Source organism: Sungkyunkwania multivorans (genome assembly GCF_042675645.1).
In the GTDB taxonomy this organism is placed as follows: domain Bacteria; phylum Bacteroidota; class Bacteroidia; order Flavobacteriales; family Flavobacteriaceae; genus Sungkyunkwania; species Sungkyunkwania multivorans.
The window spans coordinates 511570-535239 of sequence record NZ_JBHTJH010000004.1 but is presented as its reverse complement, the minus strand read 5'-3'; the positions used below and the strand labels follow the sequence as shown (position 1 = coordinate 535239).

The window sequence follows — 23670 nt, the reverse complement described above, 5'->3', positions numbered from 1 at the left end:
TAGGTTATTAGTGGATTTTGGTATGATGGTACTCATTTGGATAGTGCAACGTATCATCTACCCAAGTTTTCTCTATTACAGCAAAGAGAATCTGATCATTTGGCACAGACAATATACCAAGAGATTTGCCTTTATTGTGGCACCTTTGATGCTGGTTCAACTTGCTGTCGCCGTGTTTGATATCCTTTCACCAGATATTTATGCTACACTCTCTATTACAATGATCACTGCATTATGGTTATCTACTTTTTTGATGTTTGTACCTGTCCACAATGCTATCTCAAAGGGAAGAACGAATACCGAAATGTTGCTTCAGCTTGTTCGGAAAAACTGGCTTAGAACCATTCTTTGGACGCTACTTTTTGCCTTAAGTCTTTTGCATTTTTTGAATCTTCTATAACGTGGTTACACTTAAAAAGAAAAGGTACCGTTTGTCAACGATACCTTTTTTAATCTAAGTTTCTAGCAATTTTTAATTGACCATGAATTTTTTCGTCACTTCCTCGTCGTCAGTTTCGATCTTCAAAATATATGCACCATTGATGAGATGGTTAGCTTGGATCTCCTGTATACTTTCGGTATTCAGATTCCACACATTCGTCATTTGACCCATCATATTGAACAAGCTGACAGACCTTAAGTTGATATTCATTTGATTTTCAATCCTGATAATTTTTTTGTCATTAAGATAACTCACATTCACAACATCCTGTAAACGAGGGTCGCCGATGTCCTTTTTAAAAGGATCATTGAACAATAACTCGAAACGCTCATTGTGATCACCAATTGCATTCAAATCAACAGTAACACTCGCAGCTCTTAGGTCATAAACTTCACTCGTTTCCTTATCCAAAAGATACAAATCCATATCAGCCACATCATTTTCCACTTCGAAAAGTTCAAACGAAACCTCTCCAGCACTCGCTATGCTTACTCCAAGGGGTAGCTTCTTGTCTTTTTGACTTTCTGGGATCGCTTGAATTACATGTTTTATATCATCGATCAACCAGAAGGCATCATCCTCCTGCGATTCAATCAATTTGGCGTCATAGGCCCAATCGATGCCATCCGTAGTGTTCTCATCTATCGTGAGCAATAGCTCTCGGGTAATTTCTCCGGGCGTTGTGATCTTAAGGCGTACTTTTGTCCGTGTATCTTCTTCGATGATCTCCTCTCGTTGAGATGACACCGCTCCTCTTATATAGATAGAATTCCCCGAGGCCTCAGTTACGAAAATTCGCTGGTCATTCTCAAAATTGACGGTTCCATCGATACTTCCTTCCACAAAGAAACCTTGTGCGACCGGAATATAACGTTCCGGGGTCTTTGTTCCAGAACCTGTTTGATCAACACTTGGATGTGAGACGGCCGAGACGCCACCAGATAGATTATATATCGCGTAACCTCCTTGATAGCCACTAAGGACGTGGGTACCGCCTCCCCAATGTTGCCAAAAATAGAGCGACCCTGTGGTAGAGGTATTGTCTGCTATGAATTCGTCGGCATCTATGGCAGAAGGATATGGATTACCCACGAGATACTCATTTCCTGCCGATAGGGTCAACGATATATCTCCATTGTTTGGTTTTCCCATATAGACATAATTCTGATCGGTAAATACACCTCCAGTGCCTGCTCCTTTCATGGTATAACCTTCTCCGGCAAGTATATCACCAACAGAGCCTGTGGGCAACCAGGCATCGTAATCATCAGCGAGGCTATTTACAAACCTGAATATCCAATACGAACTTATGGTAATAGGTGAAGTCGGTCCGCCGTCCGCGGCGTCGTACGCAGGTTGGAAATTAATTCCAACAGGACTAGCGGCAACGGTGCCATCCATCAGGGTGGCGGATAGCTGTATGTTTTGATTGTTCGCGGTCGTATTGATATTTCCAACAGGAGACGACCAATAGTTATAGGTATAACTATCTGCAGTACCTTGCTGGTCCCGCTCAATATAGCCGGCACTGGCCACTTCGAGGTCAGAGCCATCATCTTGTACCAACTGGGATTCACCTTCGAGATCGATGACGCCATCAAGGTCTAAATAATGTGTAACCATAAGTTCGGAATCGTTCACCACGGATAACTCGTTGGCAGTAGAGAAAAGGCCCAAAACGGTCTTATCATCATTTGCCACCACATTATCCCCTACCTGAACGATATTCCAGTCGATATCAGTCGGTATTCCATTGATCGTTAGATTGTCGTTCGGTACATACAGATCGGAACCATTGGCCCAAGTACCATTGACCTCCCAAGGACCGTCCGCGGTGGAAACATATGGCAAGGGAGCGGTTTGATCTTGCAGCTCAAATTTATCTGGGTCTGCCAAACTCGCTCTATTTGCATTTCCTGAAACATCATTGACACTCGTTCCTATAAAGGCATTCATGCTATAGTAGGCCAAAAGATCTGCCCATTGAACGCTATTGATGTCATTTTTGCTGATACCTAGTGGTAATATTTCTCCATCTACATTGCCGCTACCATCATTTTCGATCTCTTGATTCATCACATAGCGAATATGGTCTACTGATAGGGCGATATTCCACATGCGGATCTCTTCGATATATCCTTTGAAATAATCGGCCTCGGTAGTCTTATCGATATACCGTGCCCCAATTGAAAGATAGTGGCTATTTGCCGTTGGCGCTGACATATTTTGACTTTCGTCTATCACGCCATCGATATAGAGATTACCTCTGGCGCCATCGAAAGTAAAAGCCACATGATGCCATTGATTGTCTGGCAAGTTGGTGTTCGAAATGATCATATCACTGCCGCCACTATCGAATCGCATGACCACTCGATTGCTATCATCAACCAAAAAATGATATCCGTCACTACCACTACCTCTTTTAGCAATGATGGTCTTATCGCCGTTGGCATCGTTAGACCCATCGTTATAGATCCAAGCGGAAATAGAGAATGGGCCCGTTATATCCACCCTATCCCCTATCATAGAGAAATCGTCTGTTCCATCAAATTCGACATGACGGTCGGCGAGTGTCTCATGGGCGACACCAAACGTAAAGAATTTGGTTCCGTCAAAATCGTAATACGCTTCTTGATCAGCACCATTCGCGGTCAAAAAGATCGTTTCCACAGCTGTGGTAAAGCTATCGTCGTCGGCTAAGATCATCACATAAGCGTCATTACCCGACAAGGCTGGTAGGCCAGCAAGATCGGCAGTGGCCACAGACACCTTTACAGTTCCAATATCTCCTGTTGCACGCTCGGTTATTTTCCATATCCTATTGGGTACCTCTGTTAGCGTGGTAACCGTTGCAGGACCTAGGTCCACCGATATAGGTGTCCCGCTATTTGCCATATCCCTACCATTGGTTCCCCATACCAAGAAATCGAAATCGTCTGCAAAGGTATTCGGGTTGGTAGAATTTGTATTATAGATGTCTCCTAGTCCCAGTGTTAATACTGTACCAGGATCCACACTTCTCGCTTGTTTCTGATAAAGTCCTGCACAATCATCACGACCCACAGCCGCAACATTGTAGGTATAACCAACATTGACAGCCGTATCCCATATTGGGGTGGTGCTCGAATCGAACAGGGATTTTGGAATATGAGGAACTCCTGCGATAGGATCGGGAAAGAATCCCATAGTGATACCGTATTTCATTGCCAGATAAGATTCTATCTGCGTTTTTTCGATGGCCGACTTCGTCGAAGAGAACACAACGATCTCTAACATATCACCATCAAAACTAGGTCCGAAGAATTCACTTTTTCCCAACCACCATCTTGTGTCTAAAATATCCTTATAGGTTGCTAGATTCACTTCTTGAGTGACAGACAACACATCTAAATTGATACCATCTAAGAATAGGTCCATCCCATTCCCAGCACTGTTGATACTTGTACTAAATATCACTGGACGGTCATAACTCAAAGTAGTACTAACCACCCCTTTACCATACTTGGTATTTGATGCCTGATTGTAAGCAACGACATCATTGACAAATCGCGCTGATGTATTTCCGATTGAGATGCCTGTAACATCTTCTGAAAGCGGAATTTCTAAATAATCATCACCTAAGAAAACATCTTGTGTTGGCAATGAACTAGATATGGTCGTTCGTGGGTTGATCACCACATAGATCTCGTGATTGAAGAATCCTTTTTTACCATACATCGCATTGGTGCCATCAAAACTAACCACAGGGTTGAAGTTTACGTTATTGGCAGCATTATCATAGAAAGTAGGTCTTTCTGCTCCAGAAGAGGTTGCGTTCGTCCATTTGGTACCAAACGCCTGGTCCTCCCAAGTATCAATTATGGTTCCATCAGCAACCGTGCCAAGCATGGAGTCAGCCCTTAACCATAGTTCCAGGTCATTTCCAATACCACCAGGTCCACAAGTAAGATAGGTCTTTGGTACAATAGGGTCTCCGATAATACAGAAGTTGTCAAATGCAACTCCTACGTCTCTTGTAGAACCATCGGAGTCGAATCGCACTCTAAATCGGATATCCGATTGATTATCAAATCCCATAGACTCTAGGTCGATCTCTGCAGTTATCCAGCTACCAGAATTACCTGTCCAGCCATAGGTGCCACCAGTTTTGGTGTTATACCAATTGACTCCCTCGCCAACGTCTACATGGCCTAATCGATACCAATTAGCTCCTCCATTATTGGAGAAATAGATATTCAAGAAATCTCGATTTACTTGGGTATCTGTATTATAATCCAGTTGAAGTACTAAATGTTCATAACCGGTAAGGTCATACGAAGGAGATTCATATTCGATAAAGGCATTATTTTGATATTGCCCAGAAAACCGCTGAGAATAGGCATAATTGCCGGTTGCTCCGGCAGACATCGTTGCCTCTGAGCCTTCCAGCCACGTCCCATTGGTGGATGAGGCCACCGTCCATCCGCTAGGAGTGGTAAAGTCCTCACAATAGAGAGAAACTGTACTCAAAACGTTGGCCTGAATATCATAATTATATGGGTTTTCATCACTATCATTATTTGCAATATTTACTGTAGCATTTGCTGTTCCTGCAACTGATGGAGTAAATAAAACTTGGAAAGTCACAGAAGTACCCGGCAAAATTGGACTAGCAGGTTGTGCCACCACCGTAAAATCGGTACTTCCGGAAATTGTTACAGGTGAGGCTCCGAAAAGGTTGAGATTGGTCGTGCCAAAATTGCTAATGGTATAGGTCCTGGTCAAAGGCAGTGCAAGTGTCGTAGAACCAAAATCGGTATCATCTGTAACGGATGGTGTAGTATCGTCATCCACGATTTCTAGACCACTTCCAAAAACATCCATCTCCGCAGACGCAGCTAACCCGGCTCCCTGAATGGTAAAATTATAAGGATTTTCATTAGCGTCATCATTGTCAATAGAGATGATCGCAGTTTTAACTCCTGCTGTAGTTGGGTTAAATGCGACTTGAAATGTCGTTGTCGCAGCCACACCTAAGGCATTTGTTGCCGGCTGTGCTGTGATAGAGAAGTCGGAGCTACCAGATATATCAACTAAAGGCGATCCAGTTAAATTTAACGTACTACCGGCAGACGGATCGTTTTCTATAGTAAAGGTATGAACCACAGGAATGCCGATCGACGATAGCCCAAAATCGGTATCATCTGCTACCGATGGCGTCGTATCTCCATCTGCTATATCTACTCCGTTACCAATGATATCTATTTCTGAAGCAGGTAGAAGGCCTTCTAATCTAACATCATCCATGAAAAAATAATCTGCAGTATTGCTAAATGTGGCTGTTTCGGTAAAGCGAAACATCACCATTACCTGTGTTGCTACGGCTGGTACGTTGAAGGTGTAGGGATTGGCGCCAACATAACCTCCACTTGCGCCAAAATCAAAAGATCTGGTAGTTCCTCCAAAGGTTCCATCGGTCAAAGTGATGACCGTCGGAAATGTTGCGCCGTTGTCATAGGAAACCAACATATCGAAATCATCTGTGGATTCTACGCGATACTGCGCAAAATCAACACTGATGGTTACATTGCTGTAAGCCGAGATATCGACGTTATTAAATACAATATTGGGATTGGTCTGGTCTCCAGGACCTCCTCTAAGAACCAAAGCGTTGGGAGTAGAAGGTTCGTTATAGAAACCTGCATTTAAAAATATGGTTCCTGAACCTGGATTCGTCGTATAACCCCACGTGTCTGCAGGGGAACTATCGAAACCTTGGTTAAGAATAGTAACCTGCGCACTGAGGCCGGTACTTGCTGCGGTAATTAACAGTAGGGCAACTGCTAGTTTACCTAGTAGGTAGTTTTTTTTCATTCGATTTGGGGCTAAATCTTATGTTCTAATCTTCTAAAATGTAGAAGAATTTATAAAAAAAATACCAAATACTTGTAAGAATCCAATAAAATTAGTTAAAATGCATCATTTATATTAATAAAAATAGGTATTTGTAATACATTTCTTAATTTGAGTATAGGTATAAGTTGAAAAGCCATGAGGCCTCTTAACACACCACATGAAGCCAAAGCTATCGTTTCATACATTTGGTTAGAGCTTCTTATATATCCAAAAATTCAACTGTCAGAAGATAGCCTAACTCAGAATCTAAAATATTCTCCATCCGCGACTCTTATAATTTATCAACCTATAAAGTAAGCCCATTCGGGATCAGCATGAAACTTCTCGAAATGGTTGACAGTATTAAGTTCAAAGATCGCATGTATCGCCAAGGCTCGTATGATTAGAAGTCGCTCCAAGAATACCTATTTCGTAGAAAATACTGGTCATCCCTAGGTAGCGAAAGAAAAGTTTGCAGCATCGAAGCTTTATTAACTGGATATCTCAAATCATTCATTAAATATCACATATCATTCATTTTTGATATTTACAGTCTCTACGCCTTGAGTAAACTTAAATTTAAATGATATCTTTAAAAATCAACGGCTATCGAACGGCCAAATACATTGTTTACAACGACCAAGCATGAAAAAATCAATTTCCTGGACCTTAGCATTATTCTTCTTCTTATCTATTTTCTCCAGTTGCAAAAGAGCAGCTGACCAAAAGACGGATACTTCCGAGAAAATCGCCACACAAAAGACCGAATACGATTTCCCTTTCTATGATACATCCTTGGGAATGGATGAACGAATCAATGATCTTATAGCGCGCATGACACTTGAAGAAAAGGCCGCGCAAATGACCTATGATACGCCCGCTATACCGCGATTGGGCATTCCTGCCTATAATTGGTGGAACGAGGCCTTACATGGTGTTGGCCGGTCGGGCGCCGCTACGGTCTTTCCGCAAGCAATCGCCTTGGGAGCTACTTTCGACGAGCACTTGGCATATCGTATGTCGAATGCTATCTCTGATGAAGCAAGAGCCATGTACAATGCAGCAAAAGCCAAAGGATATCACTTACGCTACGGTGGCCTAACATTTTGGACGCCTAACATCAATATATTTAGAGACCCTCGTTGGGGTCGCGGTCAAGAAACCTATGGGGAAGACCCTTACTTGACCTCCATCTTGGGAAAAGCTTTCGTCCGTGGCTTACAAGGAGATGATTCCAAATACCTGAAAACCGCTGCCTGCGCTAAACACTATGCGGTACACAACGGCCCTGAAGCACTTCGTCATGAATTTGATGCCAAAGTAAATATGAAGGACCTTTGGGAAACTTACCTTCCTGCATTTGAAGCATTGGTCACGGAAGCGAAGGTCGAAGCGGTAATGTGCGCCTACAATGCAACCAACGGAGAACCATGCTGCGCAAATAAATATTTGATCGATGATGTACTGCTCAATACTTGGAATTTTAAGGGACATCTCCTTAGTGATTGTTGGGCATTGGTAGACTTTTATGCAGAGGAAGGACATAAAGTGGTCGCCACCCAAGCCGAAGCTGCCGCCTTGGCGTTGAAAAGTGGTGTAAACCTCAACTGCGGGAGTACCTATCCCGCATTGCCAGAAGCCGTAAAATTAGGATTGGTCACTGAAGAAGAAATGGACGAAAAGTTAGCCGTGTTGCTTAAAACCCGTTTTAAATTGGGGCTATTCGATCCAGATGGTAGTAATCCTTACGATGATATCTCTATGGATGTAGTGGATAGTGATGAACATCGCGCGTTGGCCAAAGAAGTGGCGCAGAAGAGTATGGTACTTCTTAAGAACAATGGTGTTTTGCCATTGCGGAATGACCTCGCGAAATACTTTGTGACAGGTCCGCATGCTGCAAATACCGATATCCTATTAGGAAATTACTATGGTGTGAACCCCAATATGAGTACCGTATTAGAAGGTATTGCCGGAACCTTGGCACCAGGCAGTCAGTTATACTATGCCATGGGAGCGCTCTTCGATCGAAAACCGATCAATCCTCTAGATTGGTCTTCTGGACATGCGGCGGATAGCGATGCCACAATTGTCGTATTGGGCATCTCTGGACTTTTGGAAGGAGAGGAAGGCGAATCCCTAGCCTCGTCTACCAAAGGCGACCGTTTGGACTATAACATCCCTCAGAATCAGATCGATTATCTTAAAAAACTTCGTGAAGAGGCCAAAGAAAGACCAATAATTACACTGGTTACAGGTGGCAGCCCGATGAATTTGGCGGAAGTCCACGAACTCTCCGATGCTGTGATGCTTATTTGGTATCCCGGTGAGGAGGGTGGCAATGCGGCAGCCGAACTGATATTTGGAAAGGGAAATCCTTCAGGACGATTGCCTATCACATTTCCCAGATCCCTCGATCAGTTGCCTCCCTATGAAGATTATTCGATGGAAGGTAGGACGTATAAATACATGGTAAAAGAACCCCTCTACCCTTTCGGATTTGGATTGAGCTATTCCAAATTTGAATATGGTGACATCCGACTTTCGGCAGAAAGCATCGCTGAAGGCGACCAGCTTACTATCACCGTTCCTGTCAAAAATACAGGAGAACTTACAGGAGAAGAAGTGGTACAGTTGTATCTTTCTGATGTACAAGCCTCGGTTCGTGTTCCTAATTTTGACCTTAAGCATGTGATGCGTGTTGAAATTGATCCAGGGGCTATCAAAGAGGTACAATTTAGATTGACAGCTGATGATCTGAAATTGGTAGATTATCATGGAAAAAAGGTTCTAGAACCAGGTCAATTCAAACTTTATATCGGTGGCGCAAGCCCTATGCCTAGAAGTTTGGCTCTGGGAGCAGCTGCTTTTGCCGAAGCAACATTCACCCTAAAATAAGAACGTTTTGTATTGGATAGGTTATGACGTTGGCAGCTCTTCGATAAAGGCCGCATTGATCGAGTCTTCGAATGGCAGTGTAGCGGGGATTGCTCAATATCCTAAAAAGGAAATGTCTATAATTTCTGAGCAAAGCGGTTGGGGTGAGCAAGACCCTGATCTATGGTGGAAACATTTATGTGAAGCGACCAAGGAACTTATAGCCAAAACGGGCGTCGAGCCCGATCGTATTGAAGGAGTTGGCATTTCTTACCAAATGCATGGCCTGGTATTGGTCGACAAATCAATGCAATTATTGCGTCCGTCCATTATCTGGTGCGATAGCCGAGCTGTAACTATCGGGGATCGAATATTTGAATCCGTCGGGTCCGACAAATGCATGCAGCGATTACTAAATTCACCAGGTAATTTCACGCTCTCGAAACTTAAGTGGGTTCAAGAGAATGAACCTGAGGTCTTCGATCAAATTCATAAGTTCATGCTTCCTGGAGACTACATTGGATATAAGCTCACAGAAGAATGCCTCACAACCCCTTCTGGTCTTTCCGAAGCTATTTTATGGGATTTTATAGCAGATGAACCCGCTTTCTGGCTTTTAGATGCAACAGAAATCGATAGGTCTTTGATCCCTGAGGTGCGGCCAAACTTTTCTTTTCAAGGAAAAGTGACAGCAGATGCCGCCAAAGCTTCAGGCTTGCCCGAAGGAATTCCTCTGATGTATCGGGCAGGTGACCAGCCAAACAATGCCTTGGCTCTAAATGTTTTAGAACCAGGTGAAATTGCCGCAACTGGCGGAACCTCTGGAGTGGTATATGCGTTGTCCGACCAAGTTATCACCCACGAAAGTGTTCGTATCAATAGTTTCGCTCATGTGAATCATACTGACAAACTTCCTAGGATAGGAAAAATGCTGTGTATCAATGGCACTGGCATTCAATATAGTTGGATACGAAATAATCTAACTAGCGGTATGTCCTACGAAGAAATGAATGCCCGGGCCGGTGAGGTGGCTGTTGGTTCGGATGGCCTGCGGATCTTCCCCTTCGGCAATGGAGCCGAACGCATGCTTAAAAATAAGAACCCTGAGGCGAGCATCATCAATCTTAATTTCAATATCCACAAGAAGACACATCTCTTTAGAGCTGCTTTGGAAGGCATCGCTTTTTCATTTGTCTATGGATTGGAAATTTTAAAAGCCGACGGTGTAGACCTCAGTAGGATCAAAGCGGGCAATGACAATCTTTTTAGGTCACAGATATTTTCAGAGACCATTGCCACGCTCACCGACGCGCGAATCGATATTGTAGAAACAACAGGGGCTGTTGGAGCAGCAAGGGCGGCCGCTTATGCGAGCGGTATCTTTAAGAATTTCAGTGAAGCAACACAACATGATAAGATACAACACACCTACCATCCATTAAATATAGATGGTGCTTATCGCGCTGCCTACGAAGATTGGAAATCAAAATTAACAAAGACACTTTAGAACATAAATCATTATAACATCAGGTCGAATGGAATATTTCAAGGGAATCAATAAAATAACATTTGAAGGGAAAGACTCCAAAAATCCTTTTGCCTTCAAGTATTACGATGAAAATAAGATCGTTTCAGGAAAATCACTAAAGGAACATTTCAAATTCGCAATTGCCTATTGGCATACCTTCACCGGAGTTGGATCGGATCCTTTTGGGGCTCCTACTCAACAATTTCCATGGTTGAAAAATTCAGACCCCGTTCAACAGGCCAAAGATAAGATGGATGCGGCCTTTGAGTTCATCACCAAAATAGGTGCTCCATACTATTGCTTTCACGACTTTGACCTCATCGCAGAAGGTGATCGTCTTGCTGAATCGGAAAAGCGTTTGGCGTTGATCACCGACTATGCACTGGAAAAACAGAAAACAACCGGGGTTAAATTATTATGGGGAACGTCCAACTGTTTCAGCAATCCGCGTTATATGAATGGTGCGGCGACCAATCCCGACTTCGATGTTGTGGCGTATGCCGGGGCGCAGGTCAAAAACGCCCTAGATGCTACGATCAAACTCGACGGCGAGAATTATGTATTCTGGGGTGGCCGCGAGGGCTATATGTCCCTGTTGAACACAGATATGAAGCGGGAACAAGAACATTTTGCTCGCTTCCTCCATATGTGTAGAGACTACGCCCGTAAACAGGGTTTTAAAGGCACCTTTTTTATTGAGCCTAAACCGATGGAACCCAGCAAGCATCAGTATGACTTTGATGCCGCTACAGTGGCAGGTTTTCTTGCGCGTTATGACCTAATGGACGACTTCAAGCTAAACATCGAAGTAAACCATGCCACCTTGGCACAGCATACGTTTGAGCATGAACTTCAAGTTGCTGCAGATCACGGACTTCTAGGAAGCATCGATGCCAACCGAGGCGATTATCAAAACGGATGGGATACCGACCAATTTCCTGTGGATGTCTATGAACTTACACAAGCGATGCTCGTATTCCTTCAGGCTGATGGACTACAAGGTGGTGGTGTTAATTTTGATGCGAAGATCCGAAGAAATTCGACGGATCTCGAAGATATTTTTCATGCCCATATTGGTGGCATGGACGTATTTGCTCGTGCCCTCATTGCGGCAGATAACATTCTGCAAAATTCAGAATATACAAAGCTGCGAGCGGAACGTTATGCTTCGTTTGACTCAGGAGCCGGAAAGGCGTTTGAAAGCGGAAAGAGCAGTCTAGAGGATTTGTATGTCCATGCGCGAGGAAACCAAAATATAAAGGCGCGAAGCGGTAAACAGGAATTATTCGAAAACATCATCAATCAATATATCTAAAGATCTTTCTAACCAACTAAATAAACGAATATGGAATCAGTTCTAGAAACCGCCGATTGGTGGGTATTGGGTGCGTACCTCTTGGCGTTAATAGCCGTTGCTGTATGGGTAGTCCTTCAAAAGAACAAGAACACAGAAGACTATTTCTTAGCAGGACGTAATGTAGGCTGGTTTGTCATTGGTGCGTCCATCTTCGCCTCCAACATCGGATCCGAGCATGTTGTGGGACTTGCAGGAACTGGTTTCGAATCTGGGATGCCTATGGCCCACTATGAGCTGCATGCATGGATCGTGCTTCTACTTGGCTGGCTCTTTCTACCATTTTATATTCGTAGTGGGGCTTTTACCATGCCCGAATTTCTAGAAAAGCGTTTTGACAGCAGATCGCGGTGGTTTCTGTCCGTATTCTCATTATTGGCGTATGTGTTGACCAAAGTCTCTGTGACCATATACGCAGGAGGTATCGTAGTTTCGGAACTCCTTGGCATTCCCTTTTGGTATGGTGCCATTGGTATTGTTATTTTTACAGGGCTTTATACGGTTGTAGGCGGTATGAAAGCGGTGATCTACACCGAAACGTTGCAGACCATCATATTGATCCTAGGAGCGGTGATGATCACCTATTTTGGCCTAGTGGAGGTCGGTGGTTGGGAACAACTAACGGCAACGGTAAGAGACACAAAACCAGAGCATTTTAACATGTGGCGACCGATGAGTGATCCGGACTTCCCGTGGACCGGACTCCTTTTTGGTGGTACGATCGTAGGGATCTGGTATTGGTGTACCGATCAATATATCGTGCAACGGACATTGGCAGCGAATAATATCAAGATAGGACGTCGTGGAGCGATCTTTGGTGCCTATCTCAAGTTACTGCCCATTTTCATATTTCTGATTCCAGGTATCATCGCGTTTGCTTTGTCGGTACAAAATCCCGAGGTCTTCGCGTTGGACAAAGCAGATAGGGCATTTCCAATGTTGGTGACCACGCTCCTACCCGTTGGTCTAAAAGGGTTGGTCGCTGGAGGCTTGATGGCAGCTTTAATGAGTTCGTTGGCGTCGGTATTCAATTCGTGCTCTACCATTTTCACCATCGATATTTATAAGAAATTAAAACCAGAGAAAACCGAACGTCAGCTATTGAATATTGGAAAGATAGCCACTGCTATGATCGTAATTCTTGGCATCATTTGGATTCCAATTATGCAAAAGATAGGTGGTGGGGTGATGTATCAATACCTTCAAAATGTGCAATCCTACATTGCGCCTCCGGTGACAGCTGTGTTTCTTTTGGGCATCATTTGGAAACGGGTCAATTCAAAAGCGGCGATCACTACACTACTCGCGGGGTTATTCTTGCTCATTTTGCGTCTAGGTTCCGAAATATATTATCAGCAACATATTGCAGATTTTAGGCTCACAGGTGAACCAACGGCTACAGGTCTACTATATGAATTTGCAACCATCAACTTTGCCCATATGGCCATCTTTATGTTCATCTTTTCGGTGATACTCTGTATCTCCGTGAGTGTACTTACAACAGCACCCAACTATGCTCGCATCAAGGGGCTCTCATTTGGCACTTTATCTAGCGAAGACAAGATCGCTTCGAAGAAAAGTTACGACACCATCGATGTCATTCTATCCTTGCTTTTGGTGGTAGTGGTAATTGCCGTTTTAGCATATTTTACTGGATAAAGGCACACCTGGATCCTATGAGTGGTTAAAATTGTACAAAATTGATAAAGAATAGTTCCTTTTAATGTGCCTGCCAATAGCATCTGATCAAAACGGAATCGTTTTTGAGTATATTTATCAAAAACTATGATAAATCTTAAGGGAAGTCGCAATGACCATCAAAAACGCATTATTTCAGATCGCACTAGCAGTAGTTGTTTGGTATGTGCCAGCACAGGATATTAGAGTGACCAATACTGATGAATTAAATGCTGCCCTCGCCTCTTTAGATGGAGGTGGTACCATTTTACTCGCCAATGGTGTTTGGAAGGATGTGGAACTCAAGGCATATGGTAATGGCACCAAAGAGAACCCCGTGATCATCAAAGCAGAAACCCCGGGAAAAGTCATTATCACTGGCGATTCTAACCTCAGCATCTATGGTAATTTTGTCATCGTCAGTGGACTTTGGTTCAAGGATGGAAATACCACAGCTAAACATGTGGTTCAATTTAGAAAAGACTCCAGAGTATTTGCGAATAACTGTCGGTTTGCCAATTCTACGATATCCTATATTAAAACTAGAGATGCCGATTTGAAAAATCACTGGGTCGATATTTGGGGGAAGAACAATCGTGTGGACCATAACAACTTCACTGGAAAGGTATCCGCTGGCACTACCTTGGTCGTTTGGCTAAAAGGCGATGAACACACAGAGAATAATCACAAGATCGATCATAACTTTTTTGGAGCGCGCCCTGATCTTGGCGCTAATGGTGGTGAGAGTATTCGAATCGGTACCAGTACCAACTCCATGAGATCGTCAAAAACCATCGTTGAGAACAATGTCTTTAAAAATTGTGATGGTGAAATTGAGATCATCAGTAACAAATCTGGCGATAATATTTTTAGAAACAATCTCTTCGTGGAAAGCCGAGGAACGTTGACCTTGAGACATGGCAACAATGCATTGGTAGAAAATAATGTCTTTCTTGGAAACAATGTTTCCAATACTGGCGGGATCCGTATCATCAATGAAGGTCATATCGTTCGAAGCAATCTGCTGGTCGGTCTCAAAGGAACTGGCCTTCGAGGTCCCATTGTCATCATGAACGGTGTTCCAAACTCCCCTTTGAATAGATATCACCAAGTAAAGGATGTGGACATCCAGAATAATACCATTATCAATTGCGGTCCTATGGCATTTGGCGCAGGCAAAGATTCGGAAAGGACCTTAGCTCCCATTCGCACAGTCTTTGCCAATAATATCATTACCAACTCCGATGGTGGGAAGATCTTAGATGCTGATGACGCCTTAGACGGTATCTCTTTTAGCGGTAATATCGTTGACAGCCAAGCGGCGGTAGACCCCAATTTGTTTGAGAAAACAAGCATTGTCTGGAAAATGGTCAAATCACTTCCCATACCTGCTGAGAACAATCCGATATTGACATCAGTGAAAAGCACACCAAAGAGTCCCGAATGGGATATCACAAAAAAGGAAAGAGCGGTCTATGCGGCTGGAGCTTTCAACTTAGGAAGTACGAAACTGCCTAGAGCGATGACCATGAGAGCTGGACCTGGCTGGAATCCTGATATTAAGACTCCTAAAGCGGCTCCTTCAGAAATCGCGATAAAACCGGGGTTAGGAACGCTGAGAAAGGCCATTGGCAAGGCCGCCTCCGGCTCCGTCATATCTTTGGAACCTGGTATCTATGAAATTGAAAAAAAGATCAAGATCAATGGTACGTTGACGATAAATGGTGCAAAAAATGGGGAAACCTTGATCAAAGCGAAGGACGAGCTACCAAAACCTATAGATCATTTTTTCAGACTGAATGAAAATGCAAAGCTCTATATCAATAATATTACCTTCGATGGTGAGCATTCAAGTCCGATGAAGTATGCCATCGTTTCACCCGATAAACAGCGCCCCGGTCTTTATAGCCTTTTTGCCGACCATTGCGTCTTCAAAAATTTCACCAATACCGATGGCGGAAGTATTTTCAAGGCGTATGCCGGTACCAAAGCAGATACCTTGAGCTTTGTGAATTCGAGATTTGAAAACAGTTACAGAGGATTGAATCTTTCATACGATAAGGATGATATCGGCGCTTTCAATGCCAATACGATCATTGTTAACAATAGTGTCTTCAGCAATATCGAACAATTTGCCGTGAACTATGTGCGTACCACTCCAAATGTAAATATCGAAGGAGGGCGTCTCATCATTGACCACTGTGTTTTTCACAAGGTGGCCAATACCGAAAAAGGCAAGATACTACGTACCAACGGAATCCATAAAGTGGCCATCTCAAATTCTGTATTTGAGGACAGCTACCTGATCAAAAACCCGGTGAATCTTGCTGGAAGCTCCAATAGCATTCGCAACTGCTTGTTCTATGATAGCGGTTTCGTAAAGGTGAGCAAAGGCGCGCAGGAAATGAATATCCAATACAAAAACCCTAAATGGGAGGATCGCAATGCTTTTATCCCGAGTGAGAAGTCACCACTTCTAAGAGAAAACAATAACATAGGAACCATTGGCCTAGTGAGAGAATAAAAACCGCAGAGACATCAAGCTCCGCGGTTTTATCACATATCAATAACTTTGTGCGCCACTGGTCTTTATTTTATAGAACTCAACTTTAGCTTTACCTGAGCTAGCTCCGATGAGATACGCTCCTGCCTTAAAGTAGCAAGTACTCGTTCTGTATTTGCTTGAATTCTTTATGGTGACCGCCGAAGTATAGGAACTGCCGCTGGTCAATTTCCGGGCTTTCACTTTTTTACCCTCGATCTTCATACGAATTTTAAATCGAGTACCGGAACTGGCATTGTCGTACAAGGTCTTGTATTCTGGACCATCGTCACCTTCAACGATCAATGAAACCTTATACTTTCCGTTGCTCAATTTATCTACACTTATTTGTGAAATATCATCCTGTCCTGAATGAATTTGTGCAACAGATAATCGACCGGATGATGTCATCTCTCGTACTTTAAAATCGATATCTATATATTTCGTGGAAGTGTAGCTCCAGCCAGCCGTTTTTTCCTTTCCAGAGGAACTGAGCTTTCGCATTTCCCTGAGTTCTGACCTTGGATTTGAGGAGCCTGAAGTTGTGGGGTCGGAATCGTCCACTCTGAATCGAAGCCGATTACATGAAGATCCTACGACTTCGAAGCGAGAGTTCGCTATGGTATAAAAGGAGGCGTCACCTCCTACTCTACGGGCTTCTTTGCCTTGATATTGCAGTTTCCAGTTATCGTTGTTATTAGGGCTGCTTCCTAGCCATTCATATCCTGTTGTAGTGCATCTCGACGTAAGATCCTCATCGGTTACAACCTCATCCGAAGCAGTTTCATCGGTTGTTGTTTCTAGTTCTTCGCGGCTACAGGAGGTAGCGCTGATCGCTATGAAAAGTATGAAAACTTTGACATAGGAAGGAATCCAAGTTTTGGTTGGTCGGTTTTTCATTTTTTTAAAGTTTAGTGGTTACTATTAGTTTGTGTACTTGTTTTTCGCATTTGCGAGAATCGCTCAAAAGACCTCACCTAACACCTGCATCTATTTTAAAAAAATTGAACAAAGCTAGCGCTAGGTCTGATGTGATGATTCAGTTCAAACTTGGTCAATATCTAATAGTAGAATTGTGTTATGTATATCTTAGAGCATTATTAATGCTACCCACCATATCTTAAAAATGAATCTCCGGATGATCCCTTAAAGAAAACTTAGGATAGTCTTAATTCTTTTTGATCATAAAGAAAAGATTTTTAAAAAAAGGGATTGGGTACTTATCAAAATGAGGTCCAAACTCCCTTTGTGGTTTTCTGTCTTTTTGGTATGGTTAGTTGATAACAATTCTTTTAACAAGGCTTGAATTGTTGGCCGTCACTTTTAGTACATATAATCCTGAGGCAATATTGGAAACATCGATTCCATCGTCGATCATCTCTTTACCGGTAAAAACATTTTTCCCTAATATATCAAACAACGATATGGATTCTATTACGACTTTGTCCGATCTGATGGTCAATATATTGGTGGCAGGGTTTGGAAAAATATCAAAATTGTCTGGGTCTAGGGTGAATTTGTCTGTAGACAGCACATTGTTATTGGCTGCCCCAGGAGTTCCAAAAAATTCACCTGCAACGTTAACATCATTTGAGAACGCCCAATCATCCAAAGCCACGCCTGAGGTACCTATACGTTGAATACTTCGGTTATTATCTAGGTCTTCATTGCCCATGAAACAACCAGATCCCTCTAATTGCGTATAGCCATCGTTCCATCCAGGAATTGAGGGAAGATAGGGTATCCCAATGGGTTGACCACTTCCACCGTTGGCCACGAGATTATCAGCATTGTATCCGTAATCATATTCTAAGCGGTCGATCTCGATAAAATCGGTAGGGTCCATCGGCGTTGACATATCGGGCATCAACAAGCGTACGCCATCTTTTTCATTATCGCTTATCCCTCCAGTGGTATCGACCGTACTATTGCAGCCATCAACTCCGTCGTCAAAGCTATTCGAATTGTTAAAACTTGGGAAGCCTGTGGCCGTAACCGTTGTAAAAGGAGATTGGGAAACAAAGTTGTAAGCATAATCAACATTGATACCTCCATTGGTCCCCGTATCTGTATTGGTCCCCAACACCAAGTAGCCATTAGCCGGCACGATCAACGGGCCTCCATTGGCGATCAGATGCCATCTACTGGACGATGATCGGTCTCTGATGGTCCAACCTTCTATATCGATATCAGAAGCAGTCGTATTCCATATTTCGAACCATTCTTTCTGATTCTCTGTACCATTTGGATCGGGTAAGAATTCGTTGATCAAAATGTCTCCATTTACCTGAGCAAATCCAAGAGCGGTAATACAAAGCATTAGCGTTGAGAGTATTCTTTTTTTCATAATGAATGTAGTGTTAGTTGGTGGTCCCTATTTGTATAAAGTTATTGAAAGTGTTAAATCTATGATACCAAATAAGGGGCACAATTGTCCGAAAAATACACGTAGCGTAGGTTGCTTATAGCAATAGGCCCAATCAATCGTAAATCCAAAGAATCGTCCTATCTTTCAATCCACAGTAAGGGGTGTTTTACAGGCATGTTCCTCACGATCTCCGCAGTTTGAAAATCACCATTCAAGGAGGTCCACAACTTGATGTATGATTCGTTATCGAAGGCCATTCCCGCAAATAATAATGAAGACTGCCTAACTGGCCACTCTTCCCAATACATCACATCTTTTTGGTAAGGCCAAGTATCCTTATCTTTAATATAGGGATAGATAAATTGCATCCCCAAAGCCAGACTTTTTCCTTCTTTCGTGGTATACTTAAAGAGGTTCTCTTTTTCGGTAGAAAGTATCTGGCAAACACTTGCCATGGCATCGATGTTAAAGAGCGAATACCCATACGGTTTTGTCCGATTCAATTCTTTGGGAAAACTTCCATCGACATCCATTTGTTGAGGCAGCAAGGAGTTCTTATAAAGATCCTCACAAAAATCCAGCGTCTTCGTATCATCCACCAACGCTGCGAATGCTGCTACCTGTATAGTCCAACAGACACTGTGATTATTCCCATGATCACGCTCATCAATTCCAAATTGATGAGAGGTGAGCCACTGAAGGTATTCCTTGAACCATTTCTTTATGGCATCGATCTCCGAATTGCTGGCCACTTCGGAATCTGCTAATATTTCTACAGCCATGGCCACTTCTGCAAGATGAACCGTATCGATGATCCCAATGCCTCGGCCAGTAACTTTGCCGCTGATCGCTTGCGCATACAAGAGATGAGGATTCATTCTCGTTTCCTCATCTACGAACCAAGCTAATAAATGGGGTCGTAAGCTTTGAACATACGCTTTATCTTCTGTGATCAAATAGGCAGAGGCCAAAGCTCCCGAAATTTGACAGAAACGTATCAATGCTTTTCTGTGATCGTTAAAGTTATCCGGATTGGACCTTCCATCCCTTCTAATATAGGGACCCTTTGGATCCTCGGGATTTGGCCACCAATAGTCGCCTTCAGAAAAGTAATCGTGCCGTCCTCCGGCACTTCGCTCAGAAAAACTGGCGGTGACAGTGATAGGCTTGGCATCAAGATATGATGATGCTTTCTCAAGTATACGTTCTCTTTCAATCTCCGATACCAGTTCGAAATTAGAAGGAGTTTTATGGCAACTTGCCGTAAGGAGTAGGCATAATACAAGAATTTTAATACTTCCTCTCATAACCAAAAAAATCCCCGCTTGGCTGAACAGGCTGGGGATTTCTTTTAATTTATACATTTCAGTTTTTTATTCTATCGTTAAATAAGTGCCTTTGAAGCTTTGATTGAGGACCATCATCTCTAAAGGAGTGTCCTTAGAATCTCTTTTTACCTCTATCGAGGCTTTACCATTGGCCATAGAGATCGACTCGCTTCCTGTAGGCGTGCCATGACTCTTTATGGTCTCCCCGCCTGATAAGCATTGAAAATACACACGATTCTCATAATCCAGACAGCGTAGGCCATTTGCATCATACGCTGTGGCAGTGACAAGGTAGTTTCCATTATCCATCAACTTTGACGATAACTTTAGCTCCTTCGCTTTGCCGTTTTTAGTGAATCTATAATTAACATGAAGAGTGTCTGTCACTGTTTTCCCTTCGGCAATAGTTCCTAAAGCGACCAACTGATTGCTCCCTTCACTAAAGTTCAGATCCCAGTTTAAACCAGATGCAGGAAATTTGGTGATGTCTTTTTCTTTTACACCGAGGCTCTTTCCATTTAAAAGCAATTCGACACGTGGGCAATTGCTATACACACTGATATTTCGTTGTTTATCCTTTGGGCCCTGCCGTTCTTTCCATGTATGAGATTCGATATAGGTAAATGGTTCGTCGCTCCAATAACTCTTGAAAACGTAGAACGCATCTTTCGGATTTCCACTTCTGTCTACCAACCCTTTTTGATTCATATATGGAATGTCGTTCTCTGGTCGCAGCGGTGTTCCAAAGTCTTTAAAGGCCCATTGGACATTTCCAACGAAACTAGAATCGGTCTCAGAAATTCTCAGATGCCAATCGAAAAGATCGACGATATAACTTTCGCTCCAATCACCGATCTGTGCAATATTGGCGACGTTGGTCTGCACGATGGCCTCTTCCCATCCATCGGCCATGATCTTTCCTTCTCCGGTAATAGGATTCTCTGCATGACGTCCTAAATGGCTGGAACCACCATATTCGGCGTGAAGAAAATGCGGATATTGTTTTTTATAAAGGTCGATGGCCTTCTCATAGCTTTTATAACTTCCTGAATACCATCCAGACCAAATGGAAGGTGAAAATACATCCACGATATCGGCCCCTTCATAATATTTTCTAATGGCCGTTTTTCTTGTTGGATCCAATTCATGCGCCAGTGTATTTAGCTCTTTTAGAAACGTGTTTATTTGATCTGTATCATCTCCGTTCTCGAAGTCTGGAAGCCAATAGATCTCGTTTCCTAGGGACCATAGAATGATGCTTGGGTGATTATAGTTCTGGGTGATGATCTCTTTCAACATCTCTTTGGTATTCGCTTTCCATCGATCATTTCCTAGCCCTCCTCGACACCAAGGAAGCTCATCCCAAACCAGTAAGCCAAGTTCATCACAGGCCTTATAAACTTCTGGGTCTTGCGGGTAATGTGCCAATCGCACAAAATTCGCACCCATCTCTTTGATGAGTTCCATATCCTTTCGATGCTGCTCATTGCTCATAGCCGCACCAACACCAGCATGCTCCTCATGCCGATGTGTTCCGCGAAGAAGTAAACGTTCTCCATTGAGGTAGAACGCACCGTGATCCTTGAATTCGAACCATCTAAAACCGACACGTTCGGATAGACTATCCTTCATGAGGTCTTGGTCTACCAATGAAACAGTCAGTGTATATAGGTTTGGACTCTTCGTACTCCATAGTTTCGGGTTTTTGATATCGTCGAATCTGACAATCGACTTATTCTCGCGAATCGAAAATTTGCCTTTCGAAACTTGAGCGCCGGTTTCGTCCTCAAGTATGGCCACTACTTTCTGGCCATTATTATCGTCGACTCCTACAACCGAAACCTCCGCCACTAGTGATGCTGTTTCATTTGAAACATTTGGAGTAGTGACCTTGATATTTTCGAGGTGCTGTTTTGGAAGTGTTTTCAACCAAACATCCCTATTGATTCCACCAAAGATGAAGAAGTCACTTTTTTGGGAAGGAATGATCTCTGGATCGAAACCATTATCTGCTCGGACTAGAATTTCGTTCTCGCCACTTTGCAGGGCATCTGTGATATCGATCGTAAAACCTATATAACCGCCAATATGCCCTCCAACGCGCTGTTGATTCACATAGACATCACAGGTGATATTTACACCCTCAAAATACAATTGGTAGATTGCACTGTCGTCTATCGAGGGAATATCTAGTGTTTTCTTATACCAACTAGCACTACGCCTGTAGCCTGGGTCTAGGTCGGTCGCATCCAAACTATTCCAACTGTGTGGCAGGTTTACCGAGCTCCAAGCTTCGGTATCTAGCGCTTGTTCTATACGTGTTGTATCATCCTCTAGATACGACCAGTTAGTATTGATGTTTGTTTTCGCTCTTTGGGTATCACTTACGGATGCAGTTTCACAAGAAACGAGGACCAGTAAGGCACAAAGAAAACCAATACTATATACGATAGCATTCTTAGAAATATATTTTAACTTCATGAAGTTACAATGCTTTTAATCTTAATAGCGCCTCTAAAAAATAATAGTCGGCATATACGATAGGTTCGTCGATTTCGTCATTCTTGGGCCAGTTTCCAGTACTGTGCTTTAAGATGAACGGAGCCTCGATACCAGCCTCTAATATGTAGTTCTCAGATTGTAGCTGGTCGATGACCTTTTTACTGTGATTCAGGTATTTTTCATTTTGGGTATATGCGTAAAGTTCGATCAAAGCCGATGCAACAACGGTACCAGCCGAAACGTCCCGCGGCGCGTTAGGGACCTTTGGATCATCAAAGTCCCAATACGGAATTCCATCTGCTGGTAAATTTGGATGATCGATGAAAAAATTGGCTGTCTCCTCTGCCTGTTTAAGGTAATCTGCATTCTTTGTATATCGATAGGCCATTGTATAACCATAAATGGCCCAAGCTTGACCACGGGCCCAAGCAGATTCATCATTGATGCCTTGGTGGGTAACCTTTTGCTTTACGCTACCATTGATCGTGTCGTATACGACCACATGATAGGTGCTATTGTCATCTCTAAAATGATTTCTTAGCGTGGTATTGGCATGTGTCACTGCCATTTTGTGAAAGCTACTATCCTTAGTGATCTTCGTCGCCTCAAAAAGTAGCTCGAGATTCATCATATTGTCTATGATCACAGGAAACTCCCAGATATCTTTGTTAAAGTCCCAAGAACGGATGCTTCCAACGTTCTCATTAAATCTTGTGCTTAGCGTCTGCGCGCTCTTAATGATGACATTTTTATAATAATCATTTTTATTGGCCTTAAGGCCATTCCCGAAGCTACAAAAAACTTTAAACCCCATATCATGGGTTCTATTGTTTAGCTTTTCCCTTTCGACAAGGGGAGTCCATTGCTCTGCTCGTTTTTTATATGCATCATCACCGGTCAATGCATAAATTTGCCATAAGTTGCCTACAAAAAAACCACTTGTCCAGTCTTTAGAAGGTACTTTTTTGATGGTGTTCGTCGCTACATTATAGCTTCTGGGAAACGCCATGGAATCCACAGGATACTTTAACAACTTCGAATACCTGATGTTTAGCAGCGAATCTATATCGATAGTATCCGCTACTTTTTTGTCCTCGCCACTGGGCTTGCAAGACATATTTAAGACTGCAAACCCAAAGACAAAGACGTAAAGACTAATTCTAAACATAAACTAAACA

General features: G+C 42.9%; 12 protein-coding genes. 6 read left to right on the top strand and 6 right to left on the bottom strand.

The window, feature by feature from the left end:
• Positions 1–22: 22 nt before the first annotated feature.
• Complete coding sequence (locus tag ACFQ1M_RS05325; protein WP_386404966.1) at positions 23–400, top strand: hypothetical protein; 378 nt, start codon at positions 23–25, stop codon at positions 398–400.
• Between the two features lie 72 nt (positions 401–472).
• Here the strand turns inward: ACFQ1M_RS05325 and ACFQ1M_RS05320 are convergent, their stop codons facing one another.
• Complete coding sequence (locus ACFQ1M_RS05320; RefSeq protein ID WP_386404963.1) at positions 473–6295, bottom strand: choice-of-anchor D domain-containing protein; 5823 nt, start codon at positions 6293–6295, stop codon at positions 473–475.
• A gap of 666 nt (positions 6296–6961) precedes the next feature.
• Here ACFQ1M_RS05320 and ACFQ1M_RS05315 point away from each other — a divergent pair.
• The 5 genes from ACFQ1M_RS05315 to ACFQ1M_RS05295 all read left to right on the top strand — a co-directional run bounded on the left by ACFQ1M_RS05315 (position 6962) and on the right by ACFQ1M_RS05295 (position 16276).
• Positions 6962–9214, top strand: coding sequence for a glycoside hydrolase family 3 N-terminal domain-containing protein (locus tag ACFQ1M_RS05315; protein WP_386404960.1), 2253 nt, complete (start codon positions 6962–6964; stop codon positions 9212–9214).
• Between the two features lie 7 nt (positions 9215–9221).
• Positions 9222–10700, top strand: a complete 1479-nt coding sequence (locus ACFQ1M_RS05310; RefSeq protein ID WP_386404957.1) for a xylulokinase — start codon at positions 9222–9224, stop codon at positions 10698–10700.
• A 10-nt stretch (positions 10701–10710) separates the two neighbouring features.
• A complete protein-coding gene (gene xylA, locus ACFQ1M_RS05305; protein WP_386407064.1) occupies positions 10711–12036 on the top strand; it encodes a xylose isomerase in 1326 nt (441 codons plus the stop codon).
• Positions 12037–12066: 30 nt separating this feature from the next.
• On the top strand, positions 12067–13734 hold the full coding sequence (locus tag ACFQ1M_RS05300) for a sodium:solute symporter (RefSeq protein WP_386404954.1): 1668 nt from the start codon (positions 12067–12069) through the stop codon (positions 13732–13734).
• A 151-nt stretch (positions 13735–13885) separates the two neighbouring features.
• A complete protein-coding gene (locus ACFQ1M_RS05295) occupies positions 13886–16276 on the top strand; it encodes a polysaccharide lyase 6 family protein (protein ID WP_386404952.1) in 2391 nt (796 codons plus the stop codon).
• A 39-nt stretch (positions 16277–16315) separates the two neighbouring features.
• On the opposite strand, the gene ACFQ1M_RS05290 is transcribed toward ACFQ1M_RS05295, so the two are convergent.
• From ACFQ1M_RS05290 to ACFQ1M_RS05270, 5 genes are all read right to left on the bottom strand, one after another.
• On the bottom strand, positions 16316–17194 hold the full coding sequence (locus ACFQ1M_RS05290; RefSeq protein WP_386404949.1) for a polysaccharide lyase family 7 protein: 879 nt from the start codon (positions 17192–17194) through the stop codon (positions 16316–16318).
• 373 nt (positions 17195–17567) lie between these two features.
• The gene (locus ACFQ1M_RS05285; RefSeq protein WP_386404946.1) at positions 17568–18641 is read right to left on the bottom strand and encodes a T9SS type A sorting domain-containing protein; all 1074 of its coding nucleotides are present in this window, start codon (positions 18639–18641) and stop codon (positions 17568–17570) included.
• 158 nt (positions 18642–18799) lie between these two features.
• Positions 18800–20026, bottom strand: a complete 1227-nt coding sequence (locus ACFQ1M_RS05280) for an alginate lyase family protein (RefSeq protein ID WP_386404943.1) — start codon at positions 20024–20026, stop codon at positions 18800–18802.
• 9 nt (positions 20027–20035) lie between these two features.
• On the bottom strand, positions 20036–22471 hold the full coding sequence (locus ACFQ1M_RS05275; protein ID WP_386404940.1) for a glycoside hydrolase family 2 protein: 2436 nt from the start codon (positions 22469–22471) through the stop codon (positions 20036–20038).
• Positions 22472–22475: 4 nt separating this feature from the next.
• Positions 22476–23660, bottom strand: a complete 1185-nt coding sequence (locus ACFQ1M_RS05270) for a glycoside hydrolase family 88 protein (RefSeq protein WP_386404937.1) — start codon at positions 23658–23660, stop codon at positions 22476–22478.
• Positions 23661–23670: the final 10 nt, after the last annotated feature.

Excerpts from the sequence above, each read along its gene's own strand:
- ACFQ1M_RS05325 (WP_386404966.1), top strand. The coding sequence starts at position 23 with ATGATGGTACTCATTTGGATAGTGCAACGTATCATCTACCCAAGTTTT.
- ACFQ1M_RS05320 (WP_386404963.1), bottom strand. The coding sequence starts at position 6,295 with ATGAAAAAAAACTACCTACTAGGTAAACTAGCAGTTGCCCTACTGTTA.
- ACFQ1M_RS05315 (WP_386404960.1), top strand. The coding sequence starts at position 6,962 with ATGAAAAAATCAATTTCCTGGACCTTAGCATTATTCTTCTTCTTATCT.
- ACFQ1M_RS05300 (WP_386404954.1), top strand. The coding sequence starts at position 12,067 with ATGGAATCAGTTCTAGAAACCGCCGATTGGTGGGTATTGGGTGCGTAC.
- ACFQ1M_RS05295 (WP_386404952.1), top strand. The coding sequence starts at position 13,886 with ATGACCATCAAAAACGCATTATTTCAGATCGCACTAGCAGTAGTTGTT.
- ACFQ1M_RS05290 (WP_386404949.1), bottom strand. The coding sequence starts at position 17,194 with ATGAAAAACCGACCAACCAAAACTTGGATTCCTTCCTATGTCAAAGTT.
- ACFQ1M_RS05285 (WP_386404946.1), bottom strand. The coding sequence starts at position 18,641 with ATGAAAAAAAGAATACTCTCAACGCTAATGCTTTGTATTACCGCTCTT.
- ACFQ1M_RS05280 (WP_386404943.1), bottom strand. The coding sequence starts at position 20,026 with ATGTATAAATTAAAAGAAATCCCCAGCCTGTTCAGCCAAGCGGGGATT.
- ACFQ1M_RS05275 (WP_386404940.1), bottom strand. The coding sequence starts at position 22,471 with ATGAAGTTAAAATATATTTCTAAGAATGCTATCGTATATAGTATTGGT.
- ACFQ1M_RS05270 (WP_386404937.1), bottom strand. The coding sequence starts at position 23,660 with ATGTTTAGAATTAGTCTTTACGTCTTTGTCTTTGGGTTTGCAGTCTTA.